Annotated in this window: 25 protein-coding genes; 11 read left to right on the forward strand and 14 right to left on the reverse strand. The window is 52.7% G+C overall.

From position 1 onward, the window contains the following. Nucleotides 1-11: 11 nt before the first annotated feature. The 3 genes from RSJ68_07585 to RSJ68_07595 all read right to left on the reverse strand — a co-directional run bounded on the left by RSJ68_07585 (nucleotide 12) and on the right by RSJ68_07595 (nucleotide 2,389). Nucleotides 12-914: a DMT family transporter gene (locus tag RSJ68_07585; GenBank protein ID WNU96318.1), complete on the reverse strand. Its 903-nt coding sequence runs from the start codon at nucleotides 912-914 to the stop codon at nucleotides 12-14. Nucleotides 915-961: 47 nt separating this feature from the next. Then, entirely contained in the window at nucleotides 962-1,579 is a 618-nt protein-coding gene (locus RSJ68_07590) for a phosphoribosylanthranilate isomerase (protein ID WNU96319.1), read from the reverse strand. 186 nt (nucleotides 1,580-1,765) lie between these two features. Continuing rightward, nucleotides 1,766-2,389 carry a biliverdin-producing heme oxygenase gene (locus tag RSJ68_07595; GenBank protein WNU96320.1) on the reverse strand — a complete coding sequence of 208 codons (624 nt, stop codon included), beginning with the start codon at nucleotides 2,387-2,389 and terminating at the stop codon, nucleotides 1,766-1,768. A 470-nt stretch (nucleotides 2,390-2,859) separates the two neighbouring features. Here RSJ68_07595 and RSJ68_07600 point away from each other — a divergent pair, with 470 nt between their 5' ends. From RSJ68_07600 to RSJ68_07610, 3 genes are read left to right on the forward strand one after another with little or no spacing between them, the layout of a single operon-like run. Beyond that, nucleotides 2,860-3,396 carry a gamma carbonic anhydrase family protein gene (locus RSJ68_07600; GenBank protein WNU96321.1) on the forward strand — a complete coding sequence of 179 codons (537 nt, stop codon included), beginning with the start codon at nucleotides 2,860-2,862 and terminating at the stop codon, nucleotides 3,394-3,396. Nucleotides 3,397-3,436: 40 nt separating this feature from the next. After that, entirely contained in the window at nucleotides 3,437-4,036 is a 600-nt protein-coding gene (locus tag RSJ68_07605) for a nucleoside triphosphate pyrophosphatase (protein WNU96322.1), read from the forward strand. A gap of 25 nt (nucleotides 4,037-4,061) precedes the next feature. Then, a complete protein-coding gene (locus RSJ68_07610; protein WNU96323.1) occupies nucleotides 4,062-4,676 on the forward strand; it encodes a hypothetical protein in 615 nt (204 codons plus the stop codon). An 81-nt stretch (nucleotides 4,677-4,757) separates the two neighbouring features. Here RSJ68_07610 and RSJ68_07615 read toward each other — a convergent pair whose 3' ends face one another. Next, complete coding sequence (locus tag RSJ68_07615; protein WNU96324.1) at nucleotides 4,758-6,023, reverse strand: Glu/Leu/Phe/Val dehydrogenase; 1,266 nt, start codon at nucleotides 6,021-6,023, stop codon at nucleotides 4,758-4,760. 395 nt (nucleotides 6,024-6,418) lie between these two features. Here RSJ68_07615 and RSJ68_07620 point away from each other — a divergent pair, with 395 nt between their 5' ends. Next, entirely contained in the window at nucleotides 6,419-7,129 is a 711-nt protein-coding gene (locus RSJ68_07620; GenBank protein WNU96325.1) for a phosphoglycolate phosphatase, read from the forward strand. A 274-nt stretch (nucleotides 7,130-7,403) separates the two neighbouring features. Continuing rightward, nucleotides 7,404-7,871 carry a recombination regulator RecX gene (gene recX / locus RSJ68_07625; GenBank protein WNU98375.1) on the forward strand — a complete coding sequence of 156 codons (468 nt, stop codon included), beginning with the start codon at nucleotides 7,404-7,406 and terminating at the stop codon, nucleotides 7,869-7,871. 76 nt (nucleotides 7,872-7,947) lie between these two features. On the opposite strand, the gene RSJ68_07630 is transcribed toward recX, so the two are convergent. The 3 genes from RSJ68_07630 to RSJ68_07640 form a co-directional block, all read right to left on the reverse strand. Beyond that, nucleotides 7,948-8,442 (reverse strand): DUF302 domain-containing protein, encoded by a 495-nt coding sequence (locus tag RSJ68_07630; GenBank protein ID WNU96326.1) that lies wholly within the window; start codon nucleotides 8,440-8,442, stop codon nucleotides 7,948-7,950. Nucleotides 8,443-8,496: 54 nt separating this feature from the next. After that, nucleotides 8,497-8,862 carry a rhodanese-like domain-containing protein gene (locus RSJ68_07635; protein ID WNU96327.1) on the reverse strand — a complete coding sequence of 122 codons (366 nt, stop codon included), beginning with the start codon at nucleotides 8,860-8,862 and terminating at the stop codon, nucleotides 8,497-8,499. A 126-nt stretch (nucleotides 8,863-8,988) separates the two neighbouring features. After that, nucleotides 8,989-9,324, reverse strand: a complete 336-nt coding sequence (locus RSJ68_07640; protein ID WNU96328.1) for a carboxymuconolactone decarboxylase family protein — start codon at nucleotides 9,322-9,324, stop codon at nucleotides 8,989-8,991. 128 nt (nucleotides 9,325-9,452) lie between these two features. Here RSJ68_07640 and RSJ68_07645 point away from each other — a divergent pair, with 128 nt between their 5' ends. Then, complete coding sequence (locus RSJ68_07645) at nucleotides 9,453-10,397, forward strand: AraC family transcriptional regulator (GenBank protein ID WNU96329.1); 945 nt, start codon at nucleotides 9,453-9,455, stop codon at nucleotides 10,395-10,397. A 371-nt stretch (nucleotides 10,398-10,768) separates the two neighbouring features. Here the strand turns inward: RSJ68_07645 and RSJ68_07650 are convergent, their stop codons facing one another. From RSJ68_07650 to RSJ68_07680, 7 genes are all read right to left on the reverse strand, one after another. After that, nucleotides 10,769-12,175, reverse strand: a complete 1,407-nt coding sequence (locus RSJ68_07650) for a dihydrolipoyl dehydrogenase (protein WNU96330.1) — start codon at nucleotides 12,173-12,175, stop codon at nucleotides 10,769-10,771. Nucleotides 12,176-12,427: 252 nt separating this feature from the next. Next, nucleotides 12,428-13,165, reverse strand: a complete 738-nt coding sequence (locus tag RSJ68_07655) for a redoxin family protein (protein WNU96331.1) — start codon at nucleotides 13,163-13,165, stop codon at nucleotides 12,428-12,430. Between the two features lie 188 nt (nucleotides 13,166-13,353). Then, nucleotides 13,354-14,124, reverse strand: a complete 771-nt coding sequence (locus tag RSJ68_07660; protein WNU96332.1) for a 1-acylglycerol-3-phosphate O-acyltransferase — start codon at nucleotides 14,122-14,124, stop codon at nucleotides 13,354-13,356. A 100-nt stretch (nucleotides 14,125-14,224) separates the two neighbouring features. Continuing rightward, entirely contained in the window at nucleotides 14,225-15,052 is an 828-nt protein-coding gene (mutM, locus tag RSJ68_07665; protein WNU96333.1) for a bifunctional DNA-formamidopyrimidine glycosylase/DNA-(apurinic or apyrimidinic site) lyase, read from the reverse strand. Between the two features lie 247 nt (nucleotides 15,053-15,299). Next, the gene (locus RSJ68_07670) at nucleotides 15,300-15,968 is read right to left on the reverse strand and encodes a methyltransferase domain-containing protein (GenBank protein WNU96334.1); all 669 of its coding nucleotides are present in this window, start codon (nucleotides 15,966-15,968) and stop codon (nucleotides 15,300-15,302) included. A 164-nt stretch (nucleotides 15,969-16,132) separates the two neighbouring features. Next, on the reverse strand, nucleotides 16,133-17,335 hold the full coding sequence (gene trpB, locus RSJ68_07675) for a tryptophan synthase subunit beta (protein WNU96335.1): 1,203 nt from the start codon (nucleotides 17,333-17,335) through the stop codon (nucleotides 16,133-16,135). Between the two features lie 221 nt (nucleotides 17,336-17,556). Next, a complete protein-coding gene (locus RSJ68_07680) occupies nucleotides 17,557-19,080 on the reverse strand; it encodes a fumarate hydratase (protein ID WNU96336.1) in 1,524 nt (507 codons plus the stop codon). A gap of 823 nt (nucleotides 19,081-19,903) precedes the next feature. Between RSJ68_07680 and RSJ68_07685 the strand changes: the two genes are divergently transcribed. The 5 genes from RSJ68_07685 to RSJ68_07705 all read left to right on the forward strand — a co-directional run bounded on the left by RSJ68_07685 (nucleotide 19,904) and on the right by RSJ68_07705 (nucleotide 25,385). Then, the gene (locus RSJ68_07685; GenBank protein WNU96337.1) at nucleotides 19,904-20,542 is read left to right on the forward strand and encodes a 2Fe-2S iron-sulfur cluster-binding protein; all 639 of its coding nucleotides are present in this window, start codon (nucleotides 19,904-19,906) and stop codon (nucleotides 20,540-20,542) included. After that, nucleotides 20,542-22,170 (forward strand): FAD-binding protein, encoded by a 1,629-nt coding sequence (locus tag RSJ68_07690; protein ID WNU96338.1) that lies wholly within the window; start codon nucleotides 20,542-20,544, stop codon nucleotides 22,168-22,170. The genes RSJ68_07685 and RSJ68_07690 overlap by 1 nt, the downstream gene beginning before the upstream one ends. Next, complete coding sequence (locus RSJ68_07695) at nucleotides 22,167-23,420, forward strand: NADH-ubiquinone oxidoreductase-F iron-sulfur binding region domain-containing protein (protein WNU96339.1); 1,254 nt, start codon at nucleotides 22,167-22,169, stop codon at nucleotides 23,418-23,420. The genes RSJ68_07690 and RSJ68_07695 overlap by 4 nt, the downstream gene beginning before the upstream one ends. Before the next feature lie 359 nt (nucleotides 23,421-23,779). Beyond that, a complete protein-coding gene (locus RSJ68_07700) occupies nucleotides 23,780-23,923 on the forward strand; it encodes a hypothetical protein (GenBank protein ID WNU96340.1) in 144 nt (47 codons plus the stop codon). 10 nt (nucleotides 23,924-23,933) lie between these two features. After that, on the forward strand, nucleotides 23,934-25,385 hold the full coding sequence (locus tag RSJ68_07705; GenBank protein ID WNU96341.1) for a DASS family sodium-coupled anion symporter: 1,452 nt from the start codon (nucleotides 23,934-23,936) through the stop codon (nucleotides 25,383-25,385). Nucleotides 25,386-25,475: the final 90 nt, after the last annotated feature.

The raw sequence follows: 25,475 nt of genomic DNA on the forward strand, positions 1-25,475 counted from the left end.
TTGCCACCTTTTCAGACGACCTTCTGCCCGTAACGCATCAGCGTCATGCCGCCGACCGCTGCCGCGCAGCCCGCAACCAGCGAAATATGCAGCGGTTCGCCCAAAACCCAAGCCGAAGACAGCATACCGAAAATCGGCACGAGCGTAATATACGCCGCCGCGCTGCCTGCGCCCAAAGTCTTCACGCCTTCGAAATACCACGCGTAGGCCAATACCGTCGCGCCGATGACCAGCCACGCCAATGCCGTCCAACCGCGTGCATCCATCGCCGCCATTGCCTCAAACGGCAATCCGTCCGTCCACAACGCTACCGCTGACAACATCAGCGCGCCGATGAATGAAGTTGCCGCCGTTACCGTCAACGCGTCTATCCCGCGCAAAACCGCACGCCCGATTAAGGTATAAGCCGCCCAGCAGACCACGCAGCCGAAAATCAGCCACTCCCCCGCCTTGATGCCGCCCGACAACACCGTCAAGGGCTGTCCTTGCGTGACCGCCACAATGGCACCACAGACCGCCAGCAGCATACCCGCCAAAATCTTCGCGTTTAAACGTTCGCCGAAGAACCAAGCCGCCAGCAGCAGCGTCAGCACGGGATTCACCGCCACAACCACCGCCGCCTTACCCGCAGGCATCGCCTGCAAACCCAGCATGAAAAACACCGCATAGCCGCACACCCCTACGGAAGCGGCTGCCGTCAAGCCCAGCCATTGCCGCGCCGACAAAGCCGCCAAAGTCGCGAACCTGCTGCGCGCAAACAGCCAACCCAACAACAAAACCGAAGCCAACACAAACCGAACCGCCCCGCCCGTCAGCGGCGGCAGCGACTGCCCCAGCATCCGCCCCATCGGCCAAGATGCACCCCACAATACCGCCATCCCCAGCAGTTTCAAATGTACAGAATAACGTTCCATCTCATTCCTTTATCAACAAAGGCCGTCTGAAAATCAGATTTCCAGTTTCAGACGACCTTTGCAGCCGCCACAAACGCCGCTATTTTTTCCCTGTCTTTAATCCCTGCCGAGCTTTCCACGCCGCCGGATACGTCCACCGCCGCCGCGCCGCTGGTTTTCACCGCATCGGCGACGTTTTCCGGCGTCAGCCCGCCCGCCAAAATCCACGGTTTGCCGATATTGCCGCGCAACAGCGTCCAATCAAAACTCTGCCCCGTGCCGCCGTATTCGGTCGGATGGTAAGCGTCGAACAACAGCGCGCGCGCGTTGGGGAACTTGGCGCAGGCCGTCTGAATATCGGCGGCAGACTGCACGCGCACGGCTTTGAGATACGGACGGTCAAATTGGCGGCAGAAGTCATCGTCTTCATCGCCGTGAAACTGAATCACGTCTATCGGCACTTGGTGCAGGATTTCGCGGATAACGTCCGACTGCTCGTTCACAAACAACGCAACCACCGACACAAACGGCGGCAGCACCGCCACGATTTCCTTCGCCTGCACCGACGTTACCGCGCGTTTGCTTTTTGCGTAAAACACCAGCCCGACGGCATCCGCGCCCGCTTCGGCGGCGGCAAGGGCATCCTCGGGGCGGGTGATACCGCATATTTTGGTACGGATTTTCATATCTCCCCTCTCTTTAAAGATATTTGCAAAGCAAGGATTATAGCGGAACAGCCCGCCATGACGGCAACAGGCTTCATAAAGAAATCTTGCTGAGACCTTGAAAAAAGCCCTTCCCCCGACAGCCGAAAACCTGTGTTTGGGTTTTGGCTGTCGGGGGAAGGGCTTTTTTGCAAAGGTCTCAAACCATTAATGACGCTGCGGAACAAAGTCTTCCGGAGCTTCCGCACCTTCAGGCAGACCGAAGGTTTCACGCAAAACGACTTTGTAGAACGCAAACGCATCTTTTGCACCTTGAATCGCTTCGGCTTCGGCTTCAGGGCTTAAGCCCAAAACATTCAGATGCTCGACAAAGGCACGCCAATGTTTGCCGCGTCCGTTCGGATGGGGGGCGAGGTGGCGCGCGCCGTGTTCGCCGGTGTAATCCAGCTTTTGCGCGTGTTTAAACAAAAATGCCGCGCCCAAATTGGAACCTTCGGCGCAATACAGCCAACCGATGGATTTATTGCCGGTTTCATGCGGCAGCGGTTTGCCGTATTCGTAAGGTTTGTCGCCCAAATCCGCCAAGTCTTGCGTTAACGCGTCGTAACGCGCCATGTATTCCAGCTCGGGAATGGCTTTGTTCAACTCCGGGTCTTTATAGATATGATCGACCGCTTTGTGGAACACGGATTGCAGTTTTAAGAATTTGATGTAGTTCTCTTTGTTGGCAAACGGCTCGACAGACATGACCAAGTTGTCCACGCTGTCGTGAATGGGTGCGGTTTGCTCCTTCAGCCGCTTGGCAAACGTCAGCTCTTGTGTTTCGCTCATGTGAATATCCTTCATAAAGTTTCAGACGACCTTCAGGCCGCCTTTATTTAAACAAGGTGGATTGGATAGGCTTGAAAACGGATATGGGATGGAAGCGGAGGTTTGTAGGATTGGAAACCACCAAATGTGTTTGAAAACTAACTATAGGGTTTTGTTATTTTATGAAATATTTTTTAAAAATATATATTATTTTAATTTAAATGGCAAGATAATGATTTTCAATTATTCAAAAATACAAAAAAGTAACGAATAACCCTCCCCTTCGGCAACACTTCGGTAAACAAATGATTCAGGATTTACAGAAAATGATTCCCAAACCTTAAAAATTATTATTGGCAAATTCATAACTGCATATCTACAGGAAGTTCGTATAGCTTTCTTGCTTCCCCTGCATCAACAGGGCATACTTCCACCATACCGAGCCGCAGGTCGCCTGAAACCTGCCATACCGTCAAAAAGAAAGAGACAACATGAACCCCATCCGCCCATTCTTAAACCATACCCCGCAAATCCACGAATCCTGCCTTATCGATGAAACTTCGGTCATCATCGGCGAAGTATCGCTTGCCGAAGACGTTTCCGTCTGGCCGTATGCCGTCTTGCGCGGCGACGTGAACAGCATCAGCATCGGCGCACGCAGCAATGTGCAGGACGGCAGCGTCTTACACGTTTCGCACAAAAACGCCGAAAAACCCGAAGGTTCACCCCTTGTCATCGGCGAAGACGTAACCGTCGGACACAAAGTCATGCTGCACGGCTGCCGCATCGGCGACCGCGTTTTAATCGGTATGGGAACAATTATTCTGGACGATACTGTCGTCGAAAGCGACGTGATGATAGGCGCAGGCAGCCTCGTGCCGCCGCGCAAACGGCTGGAAAGCGGCTATCTCTATGTCGGCTCGCCCGTCAAACAAGTCCGCCCGCTGACCGACAAGGAAAAAGAATTTTTGAAATACTCGTCCGCGCATTATGTGCGCCTGTCCGGACAACACAAACAGTCAAAATAATTTTCAGACGACCTTATATCCTTTTAAAAAAGAAAGTGTTATGCACACACTCTACCTAGCCTCCGGCAGCCCGCGCCGCCGCGAAATCCTCGAAAACCTCGGATTCAAAGTTATCCGTATCCCTGCCGACATCGATGAAACACCGCATTCCGACGAAAACGCCGCCGATTATGTGCAACGTATGGCGCAGGAAAAAAATGCCGCCGCTGTCGAGCAATGGTTTGCCACCCACGACGCGCAGCCCGAATATCCGATTCTCACCTCCGACACCACGGTCGCCTATCAAAACCACATTCTCGGCAAACCGGAAACCGAAGCCCAAGCAGCCGAAATGCTCGCCCGGCTTTCGGGGCAGACGCATCAGGTGCTGACTGCCGTATGCGTATATTGGCAAGGGAAGACACGCGGCGTTTTGCAAACAAGCGATGTACGTTTCAAAACCTTGTCTGCCGACGAAATATCCGCCTATATCCGAAGCGGCGAACCGATGGACAAAGCGGGCGCGTATGGCATTCAGGGTTTGGGCGGCGTGTTTGTCGAGCATTTGCAAGGCAGCTTCACCGGCGTGATGGGCCTGCCCGTTTACGAAACGGCCGGTTTGTTGGAACAATTCGGATTGAGCGTTCCGCCATTTGCCTGATTTTAAATACCTCCAAACAAACATCATGAAAACATACGCCTTCCCCTTTTTATCCGCAGTATTCCTTCTTGCAGGCTGCACTGCTTTTTCAGACGACGGCACACCCTCCGTCCACAAAGGCAACGACAGCATCCTCTCTTTCGGAAAGCTTGGCTCTGCTACGGAAGATGCGCCTGCAGGCGGCTGGGTCATGCTCGGTGATCAATACACCTATGTGTTAGACAAAGGGTCGTCTGAAAAGCTCTCTCCCATCTTTAAGGCCAAACTGAAACATCCCTACGAAATCAAGTTTGCCTATTCTGTGAAGAATATCAAAAAGGCAGGGGTTACCGTTTGGCAGGAGGATCGCAGATTCAGCACACTGCTTTGCCTGTCTTACCCCCATGCCGATAAAGATGAAGAAAAAACACTGGAAAAATTGGCGTTCACCTCCAGTAAAGGGGAAAAAACGCCATTCAGGTGCATCAACCTCGACGGCAAAATCTATCAACCCGCCCCGGCTGCCGGTTCGGGTTTGCCGCTGCACGTCAATCTCGACATCCACACCCGTTCTTCCGACAAAAACCTGACAATCGACGTACCTCCCCTATCCGCAAACATACGTCCCGCAATGCCACCCGTCCGCCCGCTCCATTTTTAAGCACTATCCGCCGCACAAACCAAAAGGTCGTCTGAAAATTTTTCAGGCGACCTTTTCTCAAGCTAACGCTTCAAAATTTGATCAGTACCAACCGCGCAGCTTCATCGCTTTTTCAACGCGGCGGATACTCATCATGTAAGACGCGGTACGCAGGTCCACATCATACTCTTGCGCCAGATTCCAAATATCGCGGAACGCGCGGCGCAGGACGACGGTTTCTTTTTCCTGAACTTCGTCAAATTCCCAGTAATAGCCTTGCAGGTTTTGCACCCATTCAAAATAGGAAACGACCACGCCGCCGCAGTTCGCCAGAATATCGGGCACGACCAATACGCCGTTTTGACGCAGGATGGCATCGGCTTCAGGTGTAGTCGGGCCGTTTGCGCCTTCGACCACGATTTTGGCGCGGACTTTGCCCGCGTTTTCTGAAGTCAGTTGGTTTTCCAGCGCGCAAGGAGCGAGTACGTCCACATCCAGTGCCAAGAGTTCGGCATTGCTGATTTCCTTGCCGTAACCCGCTTCGTTGGTAATGAAGCCTTTTTCTTGGAACTCTTTGAACAAGGCTTCCATATCCAAGCCGTTTTCGTTGTAGATGGCGACATCGACGGTGGAAACGGCAACGACTTTCGCGCCGGATTGATGCGCGTAATAGCCTGTGTGATAACCCACATTGCCGAAGCCTTGAATGGCGTAGGTCGCGCCTTTGACGTCTTTGCCGAGTTTTTCCAAAGCTTGAACGGCAGCGAAGTTCACGCCGTAACCTGTCGCTTCGGTACGCGCCAAAGAGCCGCCGAATTCGACCGGTTTGCCGGTGAACACGCCAGGCGCGGATTTTTTAACGACATTTTCGTAGGCATCGACCATCCACGACATGATTTTGCCGTTGGTGTTCACATCAGGTGCAGGAATATCGATTTTTTCGCCGATAAGCGGAGAAATGGCTTCAGAATAAGCGCGTGAAATGCGTTCCAACTCTGCTTCGGAGTAATCGCGCGGATCCAAGGTAATGCCGCCTTTGCCTCCGCCGTAAGGAATGCCCGCAACGCAACATTTGATGGTCATCCAAATCGACAGGGCTTTGACTTCGTCCAAATTCACATTGGGATGGAAGCGCACGCCGCCTTTGTAGGGACCGACGGCGTTGTTGTGTTGCGAACGGTAGCCGGTGAAGGTTTTGACCGTGCCGTTGTCGAGTTTGACGGGGAAGGTAACTTCCAAAACGCGTTGCGGGCTTTTCAGGATTTCATACACCGCAGGGTCGGCATTGAGCCGGTCGCAGGCGGTTTTGACCTGTTTGCGGGCGATTTCGAAAGGGTTAAGGGTTTCTTTTGCGGCGGATTGGGACATTTCTCTTCCTTCTTATGTCGGGTTGAAGTTTAAGGGCTTTACATTTGTAACTATAACCAATTTCCAAATGAAATGTAATAGCATGTAGTCGCAGAAACGAGAGTTAGTTAATTTATATATGGTTTTATTTTTCAGACGACAAAAGGGTACATTCAAACTGCTTCTCCCATCCCTTTACAAAACATCCCCGTTTTCCGAACACACCCCAAAAACCTTTGTTTTTAAAAAAAGTCGTCTGAAAATTGAATCAGCCTGCCTTTCAAAGTCAAAGCTTCTGAAAATCAATGAAATGCCATTTCAAGCTCCAACTATATTGTTAACAATCCATCTGAAAACTACCTGTCGGGAAACAATGTTAAAATACGCGTCCCTGTCATTCACGAGCAAAACACATCATGACCGCCGCCATCGAACACGTCCAAGCCGCCGCCTTTGATTTGGACGGCACATTATGCGATTCCGTCCCCGACCTTGCCGCCGCAGCTGAAGCCATGCGCGAATATCTCGGCATGGAGCCTCTGCCCGCCAAAACAGTAGAAAGCTACGTCGGCGACGGCATCGGCAAACTCGTCCACCGCGTCATCACCAACGACCGCGACCAAGAAGCCGCGCCCGATTTATGGGAAAAAGGTTTCGTGTTCTACATGAAATACTACCGCGACCACTTGAGCGACTTCACCCGCCCCTACCCTGAAACCGAAGCCGGGCTGGCATTGCTCAAATCACTGGGCATCCCGCTGGTGGTCATTACCAACAAAAACGAAATCCTCGCCGCCGAACTCTTGAAACAGCTTGGACTCGCCGACTACTTCAGCCTGATTCTCGGCGGCGACAGCCTGCCCGAAAAGAAACCCAGCCCGTTGCCGCTGCAACACGCCGCCGAAGTTTTGGGCATTGATCCTGCCAACATGATTATGGTTGGCGACTCCCGCAACGACATCATCGCCGCCAAAGCCGCCAGCTGCCTCAGCGTCGGCGTAACCTTCGGCTACGGCGACATGACCCTGCTCTCACAAGACAAAGCGACCAAGCCCGACTGGATTATCGGCTCACTGCCCGAAATCTACGAAAACCTGCAACCGAAAAAAGCGGAGGACGACGAATAATCAGTATCCTTGTTTTCAGACGACCTTTATTCCGGCTTCAAAGGTCGTCTGAAAATAAAGCAGTGGAAATAAAAAGATTCGTCATTCCCGCGCAGGCGGGAATCCAGACTTTAATTTTTCAGAATTGTTTAAAAGTTGTGTTGATTTCAAATCACTGGATTCCCGCCTGCGCGGGAATGACGAAATGCAAGTTTCTTATCTCCCACTATCTTGCAACCTGCAAGTCAGATTCAAGAATCTGACCTACGAATCGACCTTTTCAGACGACCTCTGCATGAAACCCCAAAAATCCCTGCGCGCCCGCGCGATGGACATTCTTTCCCGACAGGAAATCAGCCGTGTCGGACTCAAGCGCAAGCTCGCCCCGTATGCCGAAAGCGAAGAAGAATTGGAAAACGTGTTGGACGAATTTGCCGAACGCAACTGGCAATCCGACCAACGCTACGCCGAAGCCTACATCCACAGTAAAAGCCGTCAGCACGGTTCCCTACGTCTGAAACAGGCATTGGCGCAGCAAGGTATAGACGAAACCGTCAGCCGCGAATTCATGCCTGACAAAGCGTGCGAACTGCAAACCGCAGTTGCCGTGTTGCGCAAAAAATTCAAACAGCCCGCCACCGATTTGAAAGATAAACAAAAACAAGCGCGGTTTCTCGCCTATCGCGGCTTCGATATGGACACCATCCACGCCGCGCTCAAAAGCAGTTGGGATGAAGAAGTATTCGACGCTTCTGAAGAATGATAAGCCTGTTAACAATAAAAGGTCGTCTGAAACCTTTTTTCGGTTTCAGACGACCTTTCAATTATTTGGCTTATCCTTATTCCGCTACCGTTTTGCGAATAAGCTTTTCAGCATTGGCGAGCGTGTTTTCCACTTCGGCAAACTCGATTTTGCTGCCCGACACCAGCGCGCGCGTGTCGTTGAACACGACTTGGACTTTCCCGTCGGTTTCGGTAACGAGGACGCGCAACGGCAGTTGCAGGGCGAAGGCAGGGTCTTTTTGCATCAGCGGCGTGCCGGCTTTGGGCGTGCCGAAGACGATGACTTTCGCGGGCTGCATGTCCAAACCGCTTTGACGCGCGGCGGCTTGGTGGTCGATGACGGCGAACACGGTCATGCCTTTTTCTTTGACGGCGGTTTCCAAACGGCGGACGGTATCGTCAAAACTGTATTTGCTAATGGCGGTATGGGTTTGATTCATGGCGGAACTTTGTCGGGAATCGGGTTGTCGGGCGGTATCGCCGCCGTGTGAGGCGCAGGCGGTCAGGGCGGCGAGGATGGCGGCTGCGGCGAAGGTGCGTATCGGTTTCATGTTTTTCCTTGGATAAAAGGTCGTCTGAAACGTCTCAGACGACCTTGTTGCTGGTTATTTCAAACCTTTTTTCACCAAGTCTTCGTAACCGCCGTGGTTGGTTACGTTGGTGTAGCCTGCTTTTTTCAACTCGGTAAGCGCAACTCCGGCACGGCGGCCGCTGCGGCAGTAGAGGTTGACGGGCGCGTTTTTGTCGGGGCTGACGCTTTTGATGCGTTCGACGATTTGCTCGTGCGGAATGTTGACCGCGCCTTGCAGGTGGCCGGATTTGAATTCTTCTTCGGAACGTACGTCAATCCATACGCCTTTTGCTTTGGCAGGTTGCGCGCCGGCGACTTTGGCGGCGGGCGCGGCATAGGATACGGCGGCAGGCAGGACGAGTGCGGCGGCAGTCAGCGCGGCAGTCAGCAATTTTTTCATGGTCGTTTCTCCAAACGGTTGAACAAAAATATCAATCTAAACGGTTCGGCGGCAAAAAGCAATGTTCCGTCAACAGAAGGGTCGTCTGAAACGGGAGTTGTTTTCAGACGACCCTTTGAGACAAAATCAACGCTGCGCGTCAACCGCTTCCAAAGCGCGCAGGGCATAAGTGTAGGCTGCACCTGCGTTCAAGGAAATGGCGGTCGCCAGCGCACCGGCGATTTCGCTTTCAGTCGCGCCCGCTTTGGCGGCTGCAGCGGCGTGTACGCTGATACAGCTTTCGCAACGGGTAGTGATGGCGACGGCGAGGGCAATCAGCTCGCGGGTTTTCGCATCCAATGCTTCGGCTGCGGCGGCTTGTTCCAGCGCGCCGTAGGCTTGCAGCATTTTCGGGTGGTTTTTACCCAGCTCGCCGAATGATTTTTTAACGTGTGCGGTGTGTTCGGGCCAATTTTGAAACATTTTGATTTCCTTTCTAATGTGTTTGAAATGAAGGATGTTGCACTTTTTTACATCCGATGAATGGCATTATTGCAATAATTTGACTAATATAATCGTCAAATCATCTCATTCACTTGCAAAAAACACTTATGGACACTTTGGACAAACTCATCGAACTGGCGCAAATCACCGGCAGTGTGGACATACAGTGCCTGTTCCGCGACAAATGGTACGCCCCGCACGAACGCAGGCGCGCGCACGGTATCGCACACCTCGTCGTCGCAGGAGAAAGCTACATCAAAATCGAAGGCGAACCCGAAGCGCGTCTCTTGCAAACCGGCGACCTTATTTTTTTCCCGCGCAGCGCGGAACACATCATCAGCAGCGAAGCGGACTGCAACAACTGCGGCGATACCATTCATATCAGCAACGACGGCGCGTTTACCATCGAATCTTCAGGCAGCGGCGGCGAAAAAAGCCTCGATTTGTTCTGCGCCCGTTTCGAATACGACGAACACGCCGATATCATGCACGACCTGCCCGAAACCGTCCTTATCAAGATGGACCATCCCTCGCTGCAATGTCTTATCTCCATGTTGCAATACGAAAGCGCACACACGCTTTCCGGCTCGTGCGCCATCGTCAATGCCCTCTCCTCCGTCCTCCTCGTCCTCATCGTCCGCGCCCATCTCGAACAAGGCGGAGAAGCGCCTTTGGGCGGCATACTCAACGGCCTGCGCGACAAACGCCTGCGCCAGCTCATCCAAACCGTCGTCAGCCGCCCCGAAGACGAATGGAACATCGAAAAAATGACCGCGCTTGCCAACCTCTCCCGCGCCCAACTCATGCGCCTGTTCAAACAGCAAACCGGCATCAGCCCCCACGCCTTCGTCAACCTCATCCGCCTGCGCCAAGCCGCCGTATTGCTGCGGCAAACCGCCGATTCCGTCTTGTCTGTCGCGCTGAACGTCGGTTTCCAATCCGAAACCCACTTCGGCAAAGCGTTTAAAAAACAATACGGGATTTCACCAGGGCAGTATCGGAAAAATGTGGAAACCGATGAAACCGATATTGAACTATCCGACGATATTTGAATTGAGAGATAAAAAGGTCGTCTGAAAACCTTAATTCTAAGTTTTCAGACGACCTTTAATTTTGGGAGAGAGGACAGCCGTAGGTCAGATTCTTGAATCTGACATCTCCATTTGCAACAACGCTTAAAGGAAGCCTGCCGTAGCCTGCCGTAGGTCGGATTCTTGAATCCGACATCTCCATCTGCAAAAACGCGTAAAGAAAACAGAAGCATCAAATATTCGTCGAATACAAATATCCGAACTACACATTACACAGCAATGACGCCACAACTGATTTTACTCTGCAACGCAAAGACAAAAAGGTCGTCTGAAAACCTTAAATCAGGTTTTCAGACGACCTTTCATTCTAGCAGACCGAGCAGATCAACCCATCAAGCCTGTTTCAGCTTCGCATCGGCATCGCGCAACGCGGTACGCAGACCTTCCTCGATAACGGGATGGTAGAACGGCATATCCAGCATTTGCTCAACGGTCATCTTCATTTGATGCGCCCACGCCAACAGGTGTGCCAAATGTTCGGCGGCAGGGCCTAAGATTTCCGCGCCGATGAAGCGGCCGGTGGCTTTTTCGGCATACAGGCGCATATGGCCTTTGTTTACCAGCATCACGCGGCTGCGGCCTTGGTTTTTGAACGATACTTCGCCGATGACAAATTCGTCGGGTTGGTATTGTTCGGCAACCTGCGCATATTTCAAACCGACAAAGCCGATTTGCGGACTGGTGAACACCACGCCGATGGTGCTGCGGCGCAAACCGCCGCCGATATTCGGGTAGCGGCCCGCATTGTCGCCGGCAATCTTGCCTTGGTCGGCGGCTTCGTGAAGCAGGGGCAGTTGGTTGGACGCGTCGCCCGCGATAAAGATATGCGGAATGCTGGTCTGCATGGTCAGCCGATCCGCAACGGGTACGCCACGCTCATCTTTTTCGATATTGATGTTTTCCAAACCGATATTGTCAACGTTCGGACGGCGGCCTACGGCTGCCAGCATATATTCAGCAATAAATACGCCTTTTTCGCCGTCCTGCTCCCAATGGACTTCTACATTACCGTTCTCATCGAGTTTGACCTCGGTTTTAGCATCCAAATGCAATTTCAATTCTTCGCCGAACACGGCTTTTGCCTCGTCTGAAACGACGGGGTCGGAAATGCCGCCGATGACGCCGCCCAAGCCGAAAATTTCGACTTTCACCCCCAAACGGTGCAATGCCTGACCCAGTTCCAAACCGATAACGCCCGGTCCGAACACGGCAACGCTCTTAGGCAGCGTATCCCATGAGAAAACGTCGTCGTTGATAATCAAACGGTCGCCCAAAGGCTGCCACTGCGGCAGGATAACGGGACGCGAACCGGTAGCAATCACGAAACTTTTTGCAGTGATTTGGGTATGGTCGTCGATTTGGACGGTATGTTCGTCGATAAATTTAGCCGAACCCATAATGCGTTTGTCGGAAGGCCATTCTTCCACATCGGCAACGACAAAGCCGACAAAACGGTCGCGCTCGGATTTGACGCGCTGCATCACTTCTTCGCCGTTGACGACGATGCTGTCTTTGTCCAAATGCACGCCGAACGGATCGGTATGCAATGCGTGATGTCGCACCTCTGCAGCAGCAATCAAGAGTTTGGAAGGCATACAGCCCACGCGCGCGCAGGTCGTACCGAACACGTTGTTTTCAATCAGGTAAACATTATCCGTATGTAAACGGGCATTGCGAAACGCGCCCATGCCGGCAGTACCGCCGCCGATTACGACGACATCTGCTTGAATTTTTTTCATAATCTTTGTCCTTTTTTGTTGAGCGTCCGAAGCGGTATCAGCGTGAAGCGTATCAGGTTTTCAGACGATCTATTTAATAAACTATCAAAAATAAAAAATCGATAACTATTTCTAAAATCTCGATTTAAAACAATAATCTCAAATTCTACTTGTAAATATAGAGCTATTCAGAACGACCGTGTAGCGTATCGTCTGAATAACTCTATTTTTCTGTTCAGACGGCTTTTTCAAACCGTCTCAAGCATCAAGCAATTAGTTTTTAGCCAAGTAAGCTTCCAAATCTTCGCTACCACCGATGTATTTGCCGCCGATGAAGACTTGAGGAGCAGTCATCTTGCCGGTGATGGCGCGAACGGAAGTAACAGTCGCATCTTTGCCCAATACGATTTCTTCGTAAGACAGACCTTTGTCTTGCAAAGCTTTTTTAGCTTTAGCGCAGAATTGGCAGCCGGGTTTGGTGAAGATGGCAACAGACTCTTGAGCTTTCCAGTCAGGAGCGATGAATTTCAACATAGTGTCAGCGTCAGACACTTTGAAAGGATCACCCGGCTCTTCAGGCTCGATGAACATTTTTTCAACCACGCCGTCGTTAACCAGCATGGAGTAACGCCAAGAGCGTTTGCCGAAGCCCAAGTCTTCTTTGCCGACCAGCATGCCCATGCCTTCGGTAAATTCGCCGTTGCCATCAGGAATCATGTAGATGTTGTCAGCTTCTTCTTCGGCAGCCCAAGCGTTCATCACGAAAGTATCGTTTACAGATACGCAGTAGATTGCGTCAACGCCGTTTTCTTTGAACGCGCCGAACAATTCGTTGTAACGCGGCAGGTGGGAAGAAGAACAAGTCGGAGTAAATGCGCCGGGTAGAGAGAATACGACTACTTTTTTGCCTTTGAACAAATCATCGGTGGAAACATCTTTCCAAGTGTCGCCCACGCGGGTACGGAATACGACGGAAGGTACTTTTTGACCGGTACGATCTTGCAAAGCCATTTTGGATCTCCTTGAAATTTTAGGTTTAGGGAATGATACGAGTGAATGCATGCATTCTAGCGCAGGGAGTTTGATTTGTATAATTTATAGTTCAAATAATATTAATTACCTGAAGCTATGAAACCCAACCTGCGAACGTTCCATTTAAATAGAGGTCGTCTGAAAGAAAACAAGCCCCTGACTTGGAATTATTTTTCGGAATCGTGTGCATCGGACAATACGACTCCGCGGATACTGCTTTCTACTTTGTCTTTCAACATAAAGCGGTCTTCGTCTTTGCCGGGGCGAATCGGGGCGGCAAAATCGATACGGATGCGCAGTTTTTTCATGGAAACGATGCGCCAAAGTGAGCGCACCAAATCGACTTGTGCATAAGACGGCACAGTCGTCCTTTTACCGGCATCATCATAATAGCGCAGCGTAACTGCCTGAACAGGCGCGTCGGCATCGATGGCGGATTGGAAGAGCGCGGCTTTGAACGGCAAAATATCCAAGCCCAAAGAAGTCCGCGCTTCGGGGAAAAAGCTGACATTCTGCCCGGCTTTCAACGCGGCGCAAATGGCTTGGTTAATCGGCTCGACATCGCGTCGGGAATTTCGGTTGATAAACACCGTGCCTGCGTTTTGCCCCATTTTGCCCAAGACCGGCCAGTCTTTGATTTCCTGCTTGGCGATAAAGCTGCTCGGATACACCGCACTCATGGCGAAAATATCCAGCCAAGACACATGGTTTGCCGCCACCAAAACACCCTTCACATTATCCGCGGGCGGCGTGCCGATTTCCAATTCGACATCCAAGGCTTCCAGTGCGCCTTTTCCCAGAGTAATGACCGCATGATCGCGTTCGGCAGGATTGCCGGCATCGATACGGCGCAAATGCCTTCCGGTTCGGAACAGCCATACCGCCAGGCGGAACAATCTGCCCAAACGGGTAAAAAACGGTGCTTTTTGTGAGTGCATAACTGTTTTTCTTTTCGTCTTAAATGTGTATCAAATCATAGTAATAACGTTTTCAGACGACCCAGATGACAAAGAGGTCGTCTGAAAACAGGTTCATAGATTATTTTTGGCAGTTCGGACAATAAAACGTCCCGCGCTGCCCCAAAACTTCCTTCTGCACCAAACCGCCGCAACGGACGCAGGGTTCGTTGTGCCTGCCGTACACCGTATATTCCTGCTGGAAATAGCCGCTTTTTCCGTCGCTGTTGACGAAGTCGCGCAACGTGCTACCGCCGGTTTCAATCGCGCGCTGCAATACCGCTTTAATCGTTTCCACCAAGACAGCGCATTCTTTTTTCTTAACCTTGTCCGCAGGGCGGTGTGGCGAGATGCCCGATTTAAACAGGCTTTCGTTCGCATAAATATTGCCCACGCCGACCACGACGGCATTGTCCATCAGAGCCAGCTTGACCGCGCGTTTTTGTGTTTTAAATTTTTGGTACAGATACTCGGCGGAGAAGTCGTCTGAAAGCGGCTCGGGGCCCAGTTTTTCAAGAAGCGGATGATGCTCGGCAATGCCTTCATACCACAGAATCGCGCCGAATTTACGCGGGTCGTGATAGCGCAATACCGTTCCGTCCGCAAACACAATGTCCGCATGGTCGTGTTTGTCGGGATGATCAATCCGCGTATCGCCGTCCGTAAAAATCCGCAAGCTGCCCGACATGCCCAGATGAATCAATAAAATACCCGTTGCAAAACCAATAATCAGATATTTCGCCCGCCGACGACAACTCAATACTTCCTGCCCCGCCAAAAGCTCCGCCAACTGCGGATTGACCTGCCAGCGCAGCTTGGTTTGGCGCAACACGACATCCGCCACCTTTTTACCTTGAATATGCGGGCTGATACCGCGCAACGTCGTTTCCACTTCAGGCAATTCCGGCATTTTTCTTTATCCTCAAGCTAATACAATCAACATCGCCTTTTTCAGACGACCTAAGATTCTACCGATGCCAAAGCGGCCTGACAATTTGCAACCAATCAGCTTTACAGGCAGAAAGCAGCAAATTCAAGGCAGAATGACAAATATAGAAGAGGCTATTTTTATGGAGTCAAACCTCTCGTTTTCAAATGTTCGGCCTCAAAAGGTCGTCTGAAAACAGTCATGCCGGTTTTACCCAACACAAAATTTCTCAATCCGAAATCCGCGCCGCGCCCAAAGCCACCGTCTGCGTTCCCAATATTTTTTCAAACTCCGGCAAGGGCGTCACCCCCGCCATACGCTTGACCAAAACCAAACCGTACACCGCCGCGCACTGCGGCCACCACCTGTCCCCCGCCTTCTCCATAAAACGCCAAAACCGCAGCCCCTTTTGCGAATTCACAGCAGGCAGGTACACCATAAACTTTCCGAACTCCACCTCAAAATCCAAATCCGCCAACTGCTGCTTCAAAGCGGACAAAGTCAGGCAATGCTCCTTTTTAGGCAAACGCGCTCCATCAAACCACTTACTGAAAAACCACAAAGATTTCGGATTAAACCCCGTCAAAACCAACCGCCCTTCAGGTTTCAACACCCTGGACGCTTCATGCAGCACTTGCGTCAGCGCGGCAGTTTCATGACTGTGCGGCATCAGCAGCACATCAATAGAATGACTCTCCCAAGCCATAGCATCTGCCGTCATCAATACATCACGGGGTATGGCAACCACGTTTTCAGACAACCCCAACCATTGACCGCCTTGTTGGACAACGGTCTGAACATGGCAAGGAGCAAACCGCTCCAAGTAATGCGCAAAAAACTGCTTTTCCCGCTCCGCCGTATAGCGGCCGATAATAGTCCGTTCAAACCATTCTTCCATCACCCTGCCCTTTCAAAATGCTGCAACCCGCATTATAACGGCATGATGAGGCAGACCAAACCTCCATAACTTTACTTTGTTATTGAAAAGGTAAAAGGTCGTCTGAAAACCTATTTACTCAGTTTTCAGACGACCTCTTGTCTTTATCCGCTCAACGGAAATGCTTACAACTCAATCCCTTTCAACTTCGCCACGGTATTGATGTCTTTATCGCCGCGGCCGGACAGGTTGACCAGAATCACTTGGTCTTTGCCCATTTTCGGCGCGTTGGCGACTGCCCATGCGAGGGCGTGGCTGGATTCGAGCGCGGGGATGATGCCTTCGAAGCGGCACAACAAATCAAAGGCTTCGAGTGCTTCGTCGTCTTTGGCGACGGTGTATTCGACGCGTTTGATGTCGTTCAGGTGGCTGTGTTCCGGGCCGATGCCGGGGTAGTCAAGGCCTGCGGAAACGGAGTGCGTCCCCAAGACTTGACCGTTTTCGTCCTGCATCAGGTAGCTGCGGAAGCCGTGCAATACGCCGATGGGGGCTTTGCTGGTAATCGGCGCGGCGTGGTCGGGGGTGTCCACGCCCAAACCGCCGGCTTCCACGCCGACGAGGCGCACGTTTTCTTCACCAATATACGGGTGGAACAGACCGATGGCGTTCGAGCCGCCGCCGACGCAGGCAACGGCGACATCGGGCTGTCTGCCGATGGCTTCCTGCATCTGCGCTTTGGCTTCGTTGCCGATAACGCATTGGAAATCGCGCACCATTTCGGGATACGGCGCAGGGCCGGCGGCGGTGCCGATGATGTAGAACGTGTCGTCCACGCGGGCGACCCATTCGCGCATGGCTTCGTTCATTGCGTCTTTCAGTGTGCGGCTGCCGCTGTCGACGCTGACCACGTTTGCGCCCAACAATTTCATGCGGAACACGTTGGGCATTTGGCGCTGGATGTCGTCCGCGCCCATGTACACGTCGCAAGTCATGCCGAAGCGGGCGGCGACGGTAGCGGAAGCCACGCCGTGCTGACCTGCACCGGTTTCGGCAATGACGCGTTTTTTGCCCATGCGGCGGGCAAGCAGCGCCTGACCGATGGTGTTGTTTACCTTGTGCGCGCCGGTGTGGTTCAAGTCTTCGCGCTTCAACCAGATTTGCGCGCCGCCCAAATGCTCGGACAATCGCGCGGCATGGTAAACGGGGCTGGGTCTGCCGACGTAGTGTTTCAAATCGCGGTGGAACTCTTCCCAAAACGACGGGTCGTTTTTCGCTGCTTGATAGGCATCCGCCAGCTCTTGCAAGGCGGGAATCAGGGTTTCGGAGACGTAAAGTCCGCCGTGTTCGCCGAAAAAGCCCTTCTCGTCGGGCGCTTGGTAGTTTTTCATCGGATTTCTTCCTTGTTTGTTTTTTCAGACGACCTCGGTTTAAGAAGGTCGTCTGAAAGGGAAAATTGTCGGCAATTATAGCGGTTTTTTACACTTTGTCGCAGGGTTTTGCAGGAATACGGATGCCGGTTTTACGCCATTGAAACCGTATTAGCCAAAAGGTCGTCTGAAAACCGTATTCCGAGTTTTCAGACGACCTTTTTCAACCTGGCATCAAGGTTTTAGGACTCGACGGGGATGATGCCGATTTTTGCCTGCCATTTGCGCGGGGCGGTGGCGTGGATGGATTCGCCTTTGCTGTCCACGGCGACGGTTACGGGCATGTCTTTGACTTCAAACTCGTAAACTGCTTCCATGCCCAATTCGGGGAATGCCAAGACTTTGGAGGATTTGATGGCTTTTGCCACGAGGTATGCCGCACCGCCGACTGCCATGAGGTACACGGCTTTGTTGTCGGCGATGGCTTCGCAGGTGGCTGCGCCGCGCTCGGATTTACCGATCATGCCCAAGAGGCCGGTTTGTTCGAGCATTTGGCGGGTGAATTTGTCCATGCGGGTAGCGGTGGTCGGGCCTGCCGGGCCGACGACTTCATCGCCGACCGGATCGACGGGACCGACGTAGTAAATCAGGCGGTTGGTGAAATCGACGGGCAATTCTTCGCCTTTGTTGAGCATATCGACGAGGCGTTTGTGTGCGGCATCGCGGCCGGTGAGGATTTTGCCGTTCAGCAGCAATACGTCGCCGGTTTTCCAGCTGGCAACTTCTTCTTTGGTCAGTTTGTCGACATCGATGCGTTTGCCGTTGTCGGGGCTGTAAGTCAAATCTGGCCAGTCTTCAACGCGCGGCGGAGTCAGTTCGACCGGGCCTGAGCCGTCCAATTCAAACTCGACGTGGCGGGTGGCGGCGCAGTTCGGAATCATAGCAATCGGCTTAGAAGCGGCATGGGTCGGGTAATCGAGGATTTTGACATCCAACACGGTGCTCAGACCGCCCAAACCTTGTGCGCCGATGCCCAGCGCGTTGACTTTTTCAAAGAGTTCGAGGCGCAGGGCTTCGGTGGTGGACAATTCTGCACCGGACGCGGCTTTTTCCTGCAACTCTTGAATGTCGATGTGGCTCATCAGGGATTCTTTTGCCATCAACACGGCTTTTTCGGGCGTACCGCCGATACCGATGCCCAAGATGCCGGGAGGACACCAGCCCGCGCCCATGGTCGGGATGGTTTTCAATACCCAATCGACGATGTTGTCGGAGGGATTGAGCATGGCGAGTTTGGATTTGTTTTCAGAGCCACCGCCTTTTGCCGCGCAGGTTACTTCGACTTTGTCGCCCGGCACGATGCTCATATGGATGACGGCGGGGGTGTTGTCTTTGGTGTTTTGGCGTTTGCCGGCGGGGTCGGCGAGGACGGACGCACGCAGCGTATTGCCTTCCCAAGTGTAGGCACGGCGTACGCCTTCGTTAACCATCTCTTCCACGCTCATGTCCGCATCCCATTGGACGTTCATGCCGACTTTGAGGAAGACGGTTGCGATACCGGTATCTTGACAGATGGGTCGGTTGTTTTCCGCACACATGCGGCTGTTGACCAAAATCTGCGTCATCGCGTCTTTGGCGGCGGGATTTTCTTCCTTCTGCCACGCCTTATAGAGTGCGTCGATGTAGTCTTTCGGATGGTAATAGCTGATGAATTGGAAGGCATCGCAGATACTTTGGATAAAGTCTTCTTGCTTAATGACGGTCATGATTGTGTTCCTTTTCTCATGGTAGGGAGGGTTTGTTCACTTTTTATAGATGTCGTTTTTCAGACGACCTTAATCGGTGTAATAGTGCTGTCAATCGATATGAGCGACAATATAATTTTTATAATTGATTGATTCTTATACAACTTAATAACCCATCATTCTACTCGGATGATGATAACGGATATTGTCGGCAATTTTCACAAACAGAAATAAAACTACAAGCAAACTGATGATTCAAATCTTAAGGGGTCGTCTGAAAACTTCGGCTTCATCGCTGCAACCAAACCTACTAAAACCATAAATTTAAAAATAAACAATTACTTTTCAGACGACCCATCCTTCTTTTTTCCACCATACACAAATGTAAAAGCCGTGTCATTCTACCCATGATGATTTTTGATAGAAGTCAAACTTAGCCGTTTTTCTGAAATTTTATAACATCATTTTCATTTGCTTACACTTTGCAAATTTATCTAATAAATACATAGATATATACTTTCATATTAATTGCTTAATAATGATATTTACTCGTATCTCAAAACGGTCTTTAACTCTTATTCTTTTATCGTACGTCTATTTTATCTTACAAAATAACAAGATGGCGTAAAGGTCGTCTGAAAACCGCTGTTTTGTGTTCATAAACTGCCCCTATCCTACCTTCACAGCTCCGCCATCATCAAGAAATCCAAATTCTGATACACTGATAAAAGACATTCAGACATTGATTTATAAGATATTTCCCAAAAATATCCGCACTTCTAAAAAATTTGTAATAAAAATACACACATCCAATTTCCCCTATCTCATTCCACAGGACACTACCATGAGTGAAAACTTGTTAACCCTGACCATAGACGGCCACGAGGTCAAAGCCTCCGCCGACTCGTCAATCATTCAGGCCTATGCCCGTTCAGGCAGCGCGATTACTGCCAACGTCGGCTGTATGGGGCAAGGCGTGTGCGGTTCGTGCCGCTGCATGATCCGCAAGGAAGGCGAGCACGAGGTAACGACTGCATTGGCGTGTGAAACCAAAGTCGAAGAAGGGATGCAGGTCAGCTTCTTGGACTACTTCATTCCCGAGCATATCCAATATTACGACGTGAGCGAGGTCGGCGACGGCTGGAACTGGCTGGACGACACCGCCAAAGCCTTCCCCGAAGCGCAACACTGCCGTCATTGCGGCGGCTGCAACAGAGCCTGCCCCAAAGGTTTGGAAGTGGAAAACGGCGTAGCGCAAGTGGTATCGGGCGATTTCGGCGCGGCTGCGCTGACCTTTGATCAATGCGTGATGTGCAACCTCTGCACCCTTTCCTGCCCCGAACACATCCGTCCGAACCACTTAGGTCTGTTCGCCCGCCGCATGAAAGCGGCGCGCACGCTGCGTCCGGTGGATTTGATGCGCCGCCTGCAAGAAATCGACAGCGGCAAAATGAAAGTCAAATTTGAAGAGGAGGCAATGTGATGGCGAACGAAATCCAAGGCATAGACTACGAAACCGCCCTTGCCAACCTGCGCGCTTCCTCATTGGAACTGCGCGGCGACTTGCCGGAAAAAAACGAATTGTTGAGCCAGTTTCACCCCGACTATCAGGCAAATGCGCGCGTCAAACTGCCCATCGGTCCGAACACGGGCGATTACTGCCATCCTGATTTAGCGAAACTGCTGATCAGTCATCCGCTGATTGACGACTATGATTTGTCGGGCGCGGAACACTTGAACACCGACGTGCTGGTTATCGGCGGCGGCGGTGCGGGTGCGGCAGCGGCGTTATCCGCAACCGAAGCAGGCGCACGTGTGATTATGGCGAACAAGCTGCGTATCGGCGACAGCAATACCGTGATGGCCGAAGGCGGCATTCAGGCGGCGGTTGGCGCGGAAGACAGCTTGCAACAGCACTTTGACGACACCATTAAAGGCGGCCACAACGCAGGCAAAAAAGAATTGGTGGCGCAAATGGTTACCGACGCGCCGTCCGCCATCCGTTGGCTGATCGGCTTGGGCATGACTTTCGACCTTGCCAAAGGCGCGGACAGCAACGGCATGTTGAGCCGCAAACGTGCGGGCGGTACGACCGTGCCGCGCATCCTGAGCTACCGCGACTTTACCGGCCTCGAAATGATGCGCGTACTGCGCGAGGCGGTCGAACTTGACGAAAACATTACCCAGCTCAACCGCCACCCCGCCATCGAATTATTGTCGGACGAACACGGCCGCTGCGTCGGCGCGATTTTGTACGATTTGGAAAAACGCTCTTTGGTATTGGTTCACGCCAAAGCCGTGGTCTTGGCAACCGGCGGCAGCGGACGGCTGCATTTGCAGGGTTTCGCCACTTCCAACCACTACGGCGCAACCGCCGACGGTCTGGTGATGGCATACCGCATCGGCGCGAAACTGCGCGACATCGATTCCTTCCAATACCATCCGACCGGCGTCGCTCATCCGCCGCACTTGGCGGGCGCGCTGATTTCCGAAGCCGTCCGTTCCGCAGGCACCAAACTGGTCAACGGTTTGGGCGAGCGTTTCGTTGACGAATTGCAGCCGCGCGATGTCGTTGCCGCCGCTATTTTACGCGAGTGCCGCGAAGGCCGCGGCGTGGTGCGCGACGGACAAGTCGGCGTGTTCCTCGATACGCCGCGCCTGATTGAAAACGATCCCGACGTATTGAACCGTTTGGTTACGCTCGGCCACGTCGCCCACAAATGCGGCATCGACCCCGCTGTCGAGCCTGTAATGATTCATCCGACCCTGCACTACCAAAACGGCGGCGTCGAAATCAACGGCGACGGCGCGACCTGCGTGGAAGGCCTCTATTGCGCCGGTGAAGTAACCGGCGGCATCCACGGCCGCAACCGCCTGATGGGCAATGCGCTTCTGGACATCATCAGCTTTGGCCGCCGCGCGGGTAAAGCCGCCGCAAATTGCGGACTGCCGCTGAAAAAAGTGCGCGGCGGTGTCGGACATGTCCACGATCTGCAACGCGAAATGACCCGCGCCGGACTGACCAGCGACATCAAAGCCCCCGTTTTATATCCCGACTACGGCAAATTCGATTTGCGCGAACACGCCAGTTTGCAGGAGCAACAATCATGAACCAAGCCAATCAAAACTTACTGCACCCGTCCCGCCAAGTCGGCGCGGATTTGGCCGCGTGGCGCAAAGTCGGCGGTGGCGAAGGCCTGCTGGCGGCGCTTGCCGATCCTCAAAGCATCGTTTCCAAGCTGCAAGACGCCAATCTTTGCGGCATGGGCGGCGCAGGTTTCCCGACCTGGCGCAAATGGGAAGCGGCCGTTGCCGCCCAAAGCAAACACGGCGACAAATACGTCGTCTGCAATGCCAACGAAGACGAACCGGGTACGTTCAAAGACCGCGTATTGCTGGCAAAAACGCCGCACCAAGTCATCGAAGGCGTTCTGATTGCCGCCGTCGCCTGCCGCGCCAACAAAGCGATTATGTATGTCAACCCGCACCAGACCGAATCCGTCGCCTCCATCGTGCCCGCCATCGAGCAATGGAAAAAAAGCGATTTGTTCATCCGCATCGAAAACTATCTGGGCAAACCTTTAGACCTGAAATTGGTCGAAACTTCAGGCCGCTACATCGGCGGCGAAGAAACCGCCGTGATTTCATGGTTGGAAGGCGGTTTCCCGTTCCCGCGCCGCAAGCCGCCGTTCCCCGCCGAAAGCGGCGTAGAGGGCGAACCAACCCTTATCAACAACACCGAAACCTTCGCCAACATCCCGCAAATCCTTGCCAAAGGCGCGGAATGGTACAAATCGCTGGGTTTGGGCGATGCCGCAGGCACGAAACTCTACTCGCTTTCCGGTGACGTGTTGAATCCGGGCCTGTACGAACTGCCGATGGGCACAACCTTGCAATCGCTGATTTTCGACCACGGCGGCGGTATGCTCGAAGGGCGCACGTTTAAAGCCGTCTTCACCGGCGGCCCGTCAAACACGCTTCTGACCGCGAAAGATTTGGACGTGCCTTTGGACTTCGTGTCCGTGCGCGAACGCAAATCCAGCCTCGGTACGGGCGCGATGATTGTGATTTCCGAGGGAACCAGCGTGGTGCGCAAAGTGGCTGAGTATGTGGAATTTTTTGCGTCCAACTCATGCGGACAATGCCCGCCGTGTAAAGGCGGCACATTCCAACTTTCACGCCTGCTCAACCGCGTGGATACCGGCATCGGCACTTCAGACGACCTCCGCGCCCTGCAAAGCCTGTGCCAACTGCTGCCCCGAAGTGGCCGCTGCGGTCTGATTGACGGCGCGGTTACCGTGTTGCAAAGCTCGCTGCGTACCTTCCCCGAAGAGTACGGACTGCCTGCTGAGCAGGATTAATCCGATACGGGGTTTCAGACGACCTTTTCTATATAGGAGGTCGTCTGAAAAATACCTTTAGGTTGGGTTATGACCCAACATAATGATTAGGGTTTAAGTATTTGTTGGGTTTCACAACCGAACCTGCTAAATCTGAGGTTTTACCCTCTCCCTAGCCCTCTCCCACGGGGAGAGGGAATGATAGTGCTGAAGCCGACCATTATCGGATTTTCTGCAATCTGCCCCCTTCCACGGAGAGAGAATGATGTTACTGAAACCGACCATTATCGGACTTCCTGCAATCTATCCCCTCTCCCCGTGGGAGAGGGTTAGGGAGAGGGCAAAACCCAATAACCTCAAGAAAACGTCGTCTGAAAAAGATGGCAACAAAAAATACGCATTACCCAAACCACCAAAAGAAAAACATAAAAACAACTGCTGCCAAATACGTTTCAGACGACCTGTTCCCACCAAAATCAGGCACACGTCGTCTGAAATCCGATTTCCCCGATACCTCAAACTAGGAGACTCAACATGGGCTTCAAGCCAATTCCTGCTGCGGTTGCGCTCGCGCTGACGCTGATTATCTGGTTCGTCATACCCGTGCCGCAGGGCGTATCGCCCGACGCATGGCATCTTTTGGCGCTGTTCGTCGGCATCATCGCCGGCATCATCGGCAAAGCCATGCCCATCGGCGCAATGGCGATTTTGGGCATTACTTTGGTCGCGCTGACCGGTGTTACCAACGAAAAAGCCGCTGACGCAACCAAAGACGCACTGAGCAGCCTCAACAACTCGTTAATCTGGATGATCGGTATTGCCATCATCATCTCGCGCGGTTTGTTGAAAACCGGCTTAGGGATGCGTATCGGCTACCTTCTGATTTCCCTTTTCGGCAAACGCACGCTGGGCGTAGGTTACAGCTTGGCTTTGGCCGACTTGGTCATCGGTCCGGTCACACCAAGCAACACCGCGCGCGGCGGCGCCATCGTGCATCCGATTATGCGTTCCATCGCCCTGAGTTTCGATTCCGACCCCGAAAAAGGCACGGAAGGCAAAATCGGTAAATACCTCGCGCTGGTCAACTACCACGCCAACATCATCACCTGCTGCATCTTCGTTACCGCAACCGCGCCCAACCCTTTGGTCGTCGAATTGGTCGCCAAAGCCACCGATTCGCAAATCCACCTCTCTTGGGGCACATGGTTCGCCGCCATGGTCGTCCCCGGTCTGGTCGCCATGTTCCTGATGCCGCTGGTGCTGTATTTCCTGTATCCGCCCGAAATCAAACAAACGCCTAACGCGACCGCCCTTGCCAAAGAAAAACTGAAAGAAATGGGCGCAATGAAGCGCGACGAAAAAATCATGCTCGGCATTTTCGTGATTCTGCTGCTTTTGTGGGCGGGCGTTCCCGAAATGCTGTTCGGCGTAAAAGTCGATGCCACCGCCACCACTTTCCTCGGCCTGAGCCTGTGTCTGCTCACCGGCGTGCTGACTTGGGACGACGCGCTGAAAGAAAAAGGCGCGTGGGACACCATCGTCTGGTTTGCCGCCTTGGTCATGATGGCGAACTTCCTCAACAAATTGGGACTGATTGCATGGCTGTCCGAATCCATGCAGGGCGGCATTTCCCATCTCGGCTTGGGCTGGGAAGCCGGTTGCGCCCTTCTGGTACTCGCCTACCTCTACGCCCACTACGTATTCGCCAGCGGCACGGCACACGTTACCGCCATGTTCGGCGCGTTCTACGGCGCAGGCCTCGCCTTGGGCGCACCGCCGATGCTGTTCGCCCTGATTATGGCATCCGCCACCGGCATCATGATGTCGCTGACCCACTATGCTTCAGGCTCGTCCCCCGTCATCTACGGCTCGAACTATGTCAGCATGACCGAATGGTGGAAAGCAGGCTTCATCATGAGCGTGGTCGAAATCCTGATTTTCGGCACCATCGGCATTATCTGGTGGAAAGTACTGGGCTACTGGTAAACCCTGCCTGAAATCAACAAAAGGTCGTCTGAAAATAGGTTTTCAGACGACCTTTTGTTATACAATCCCATCATCCTTACCAACCCACCC

This window comes from Neisseria sp. DTU_2020_1000833_1_SI_GRL_NUU_006, from assembly GCA_032388755.1.
In the GTDB taxonomy this organism is placed as follows: Bacteria; Pseudomonadota; Gammaproteobacteria; order Burkholderiales; family Neisseriaceae; genus Neisseria; species Neisseria sicca_C.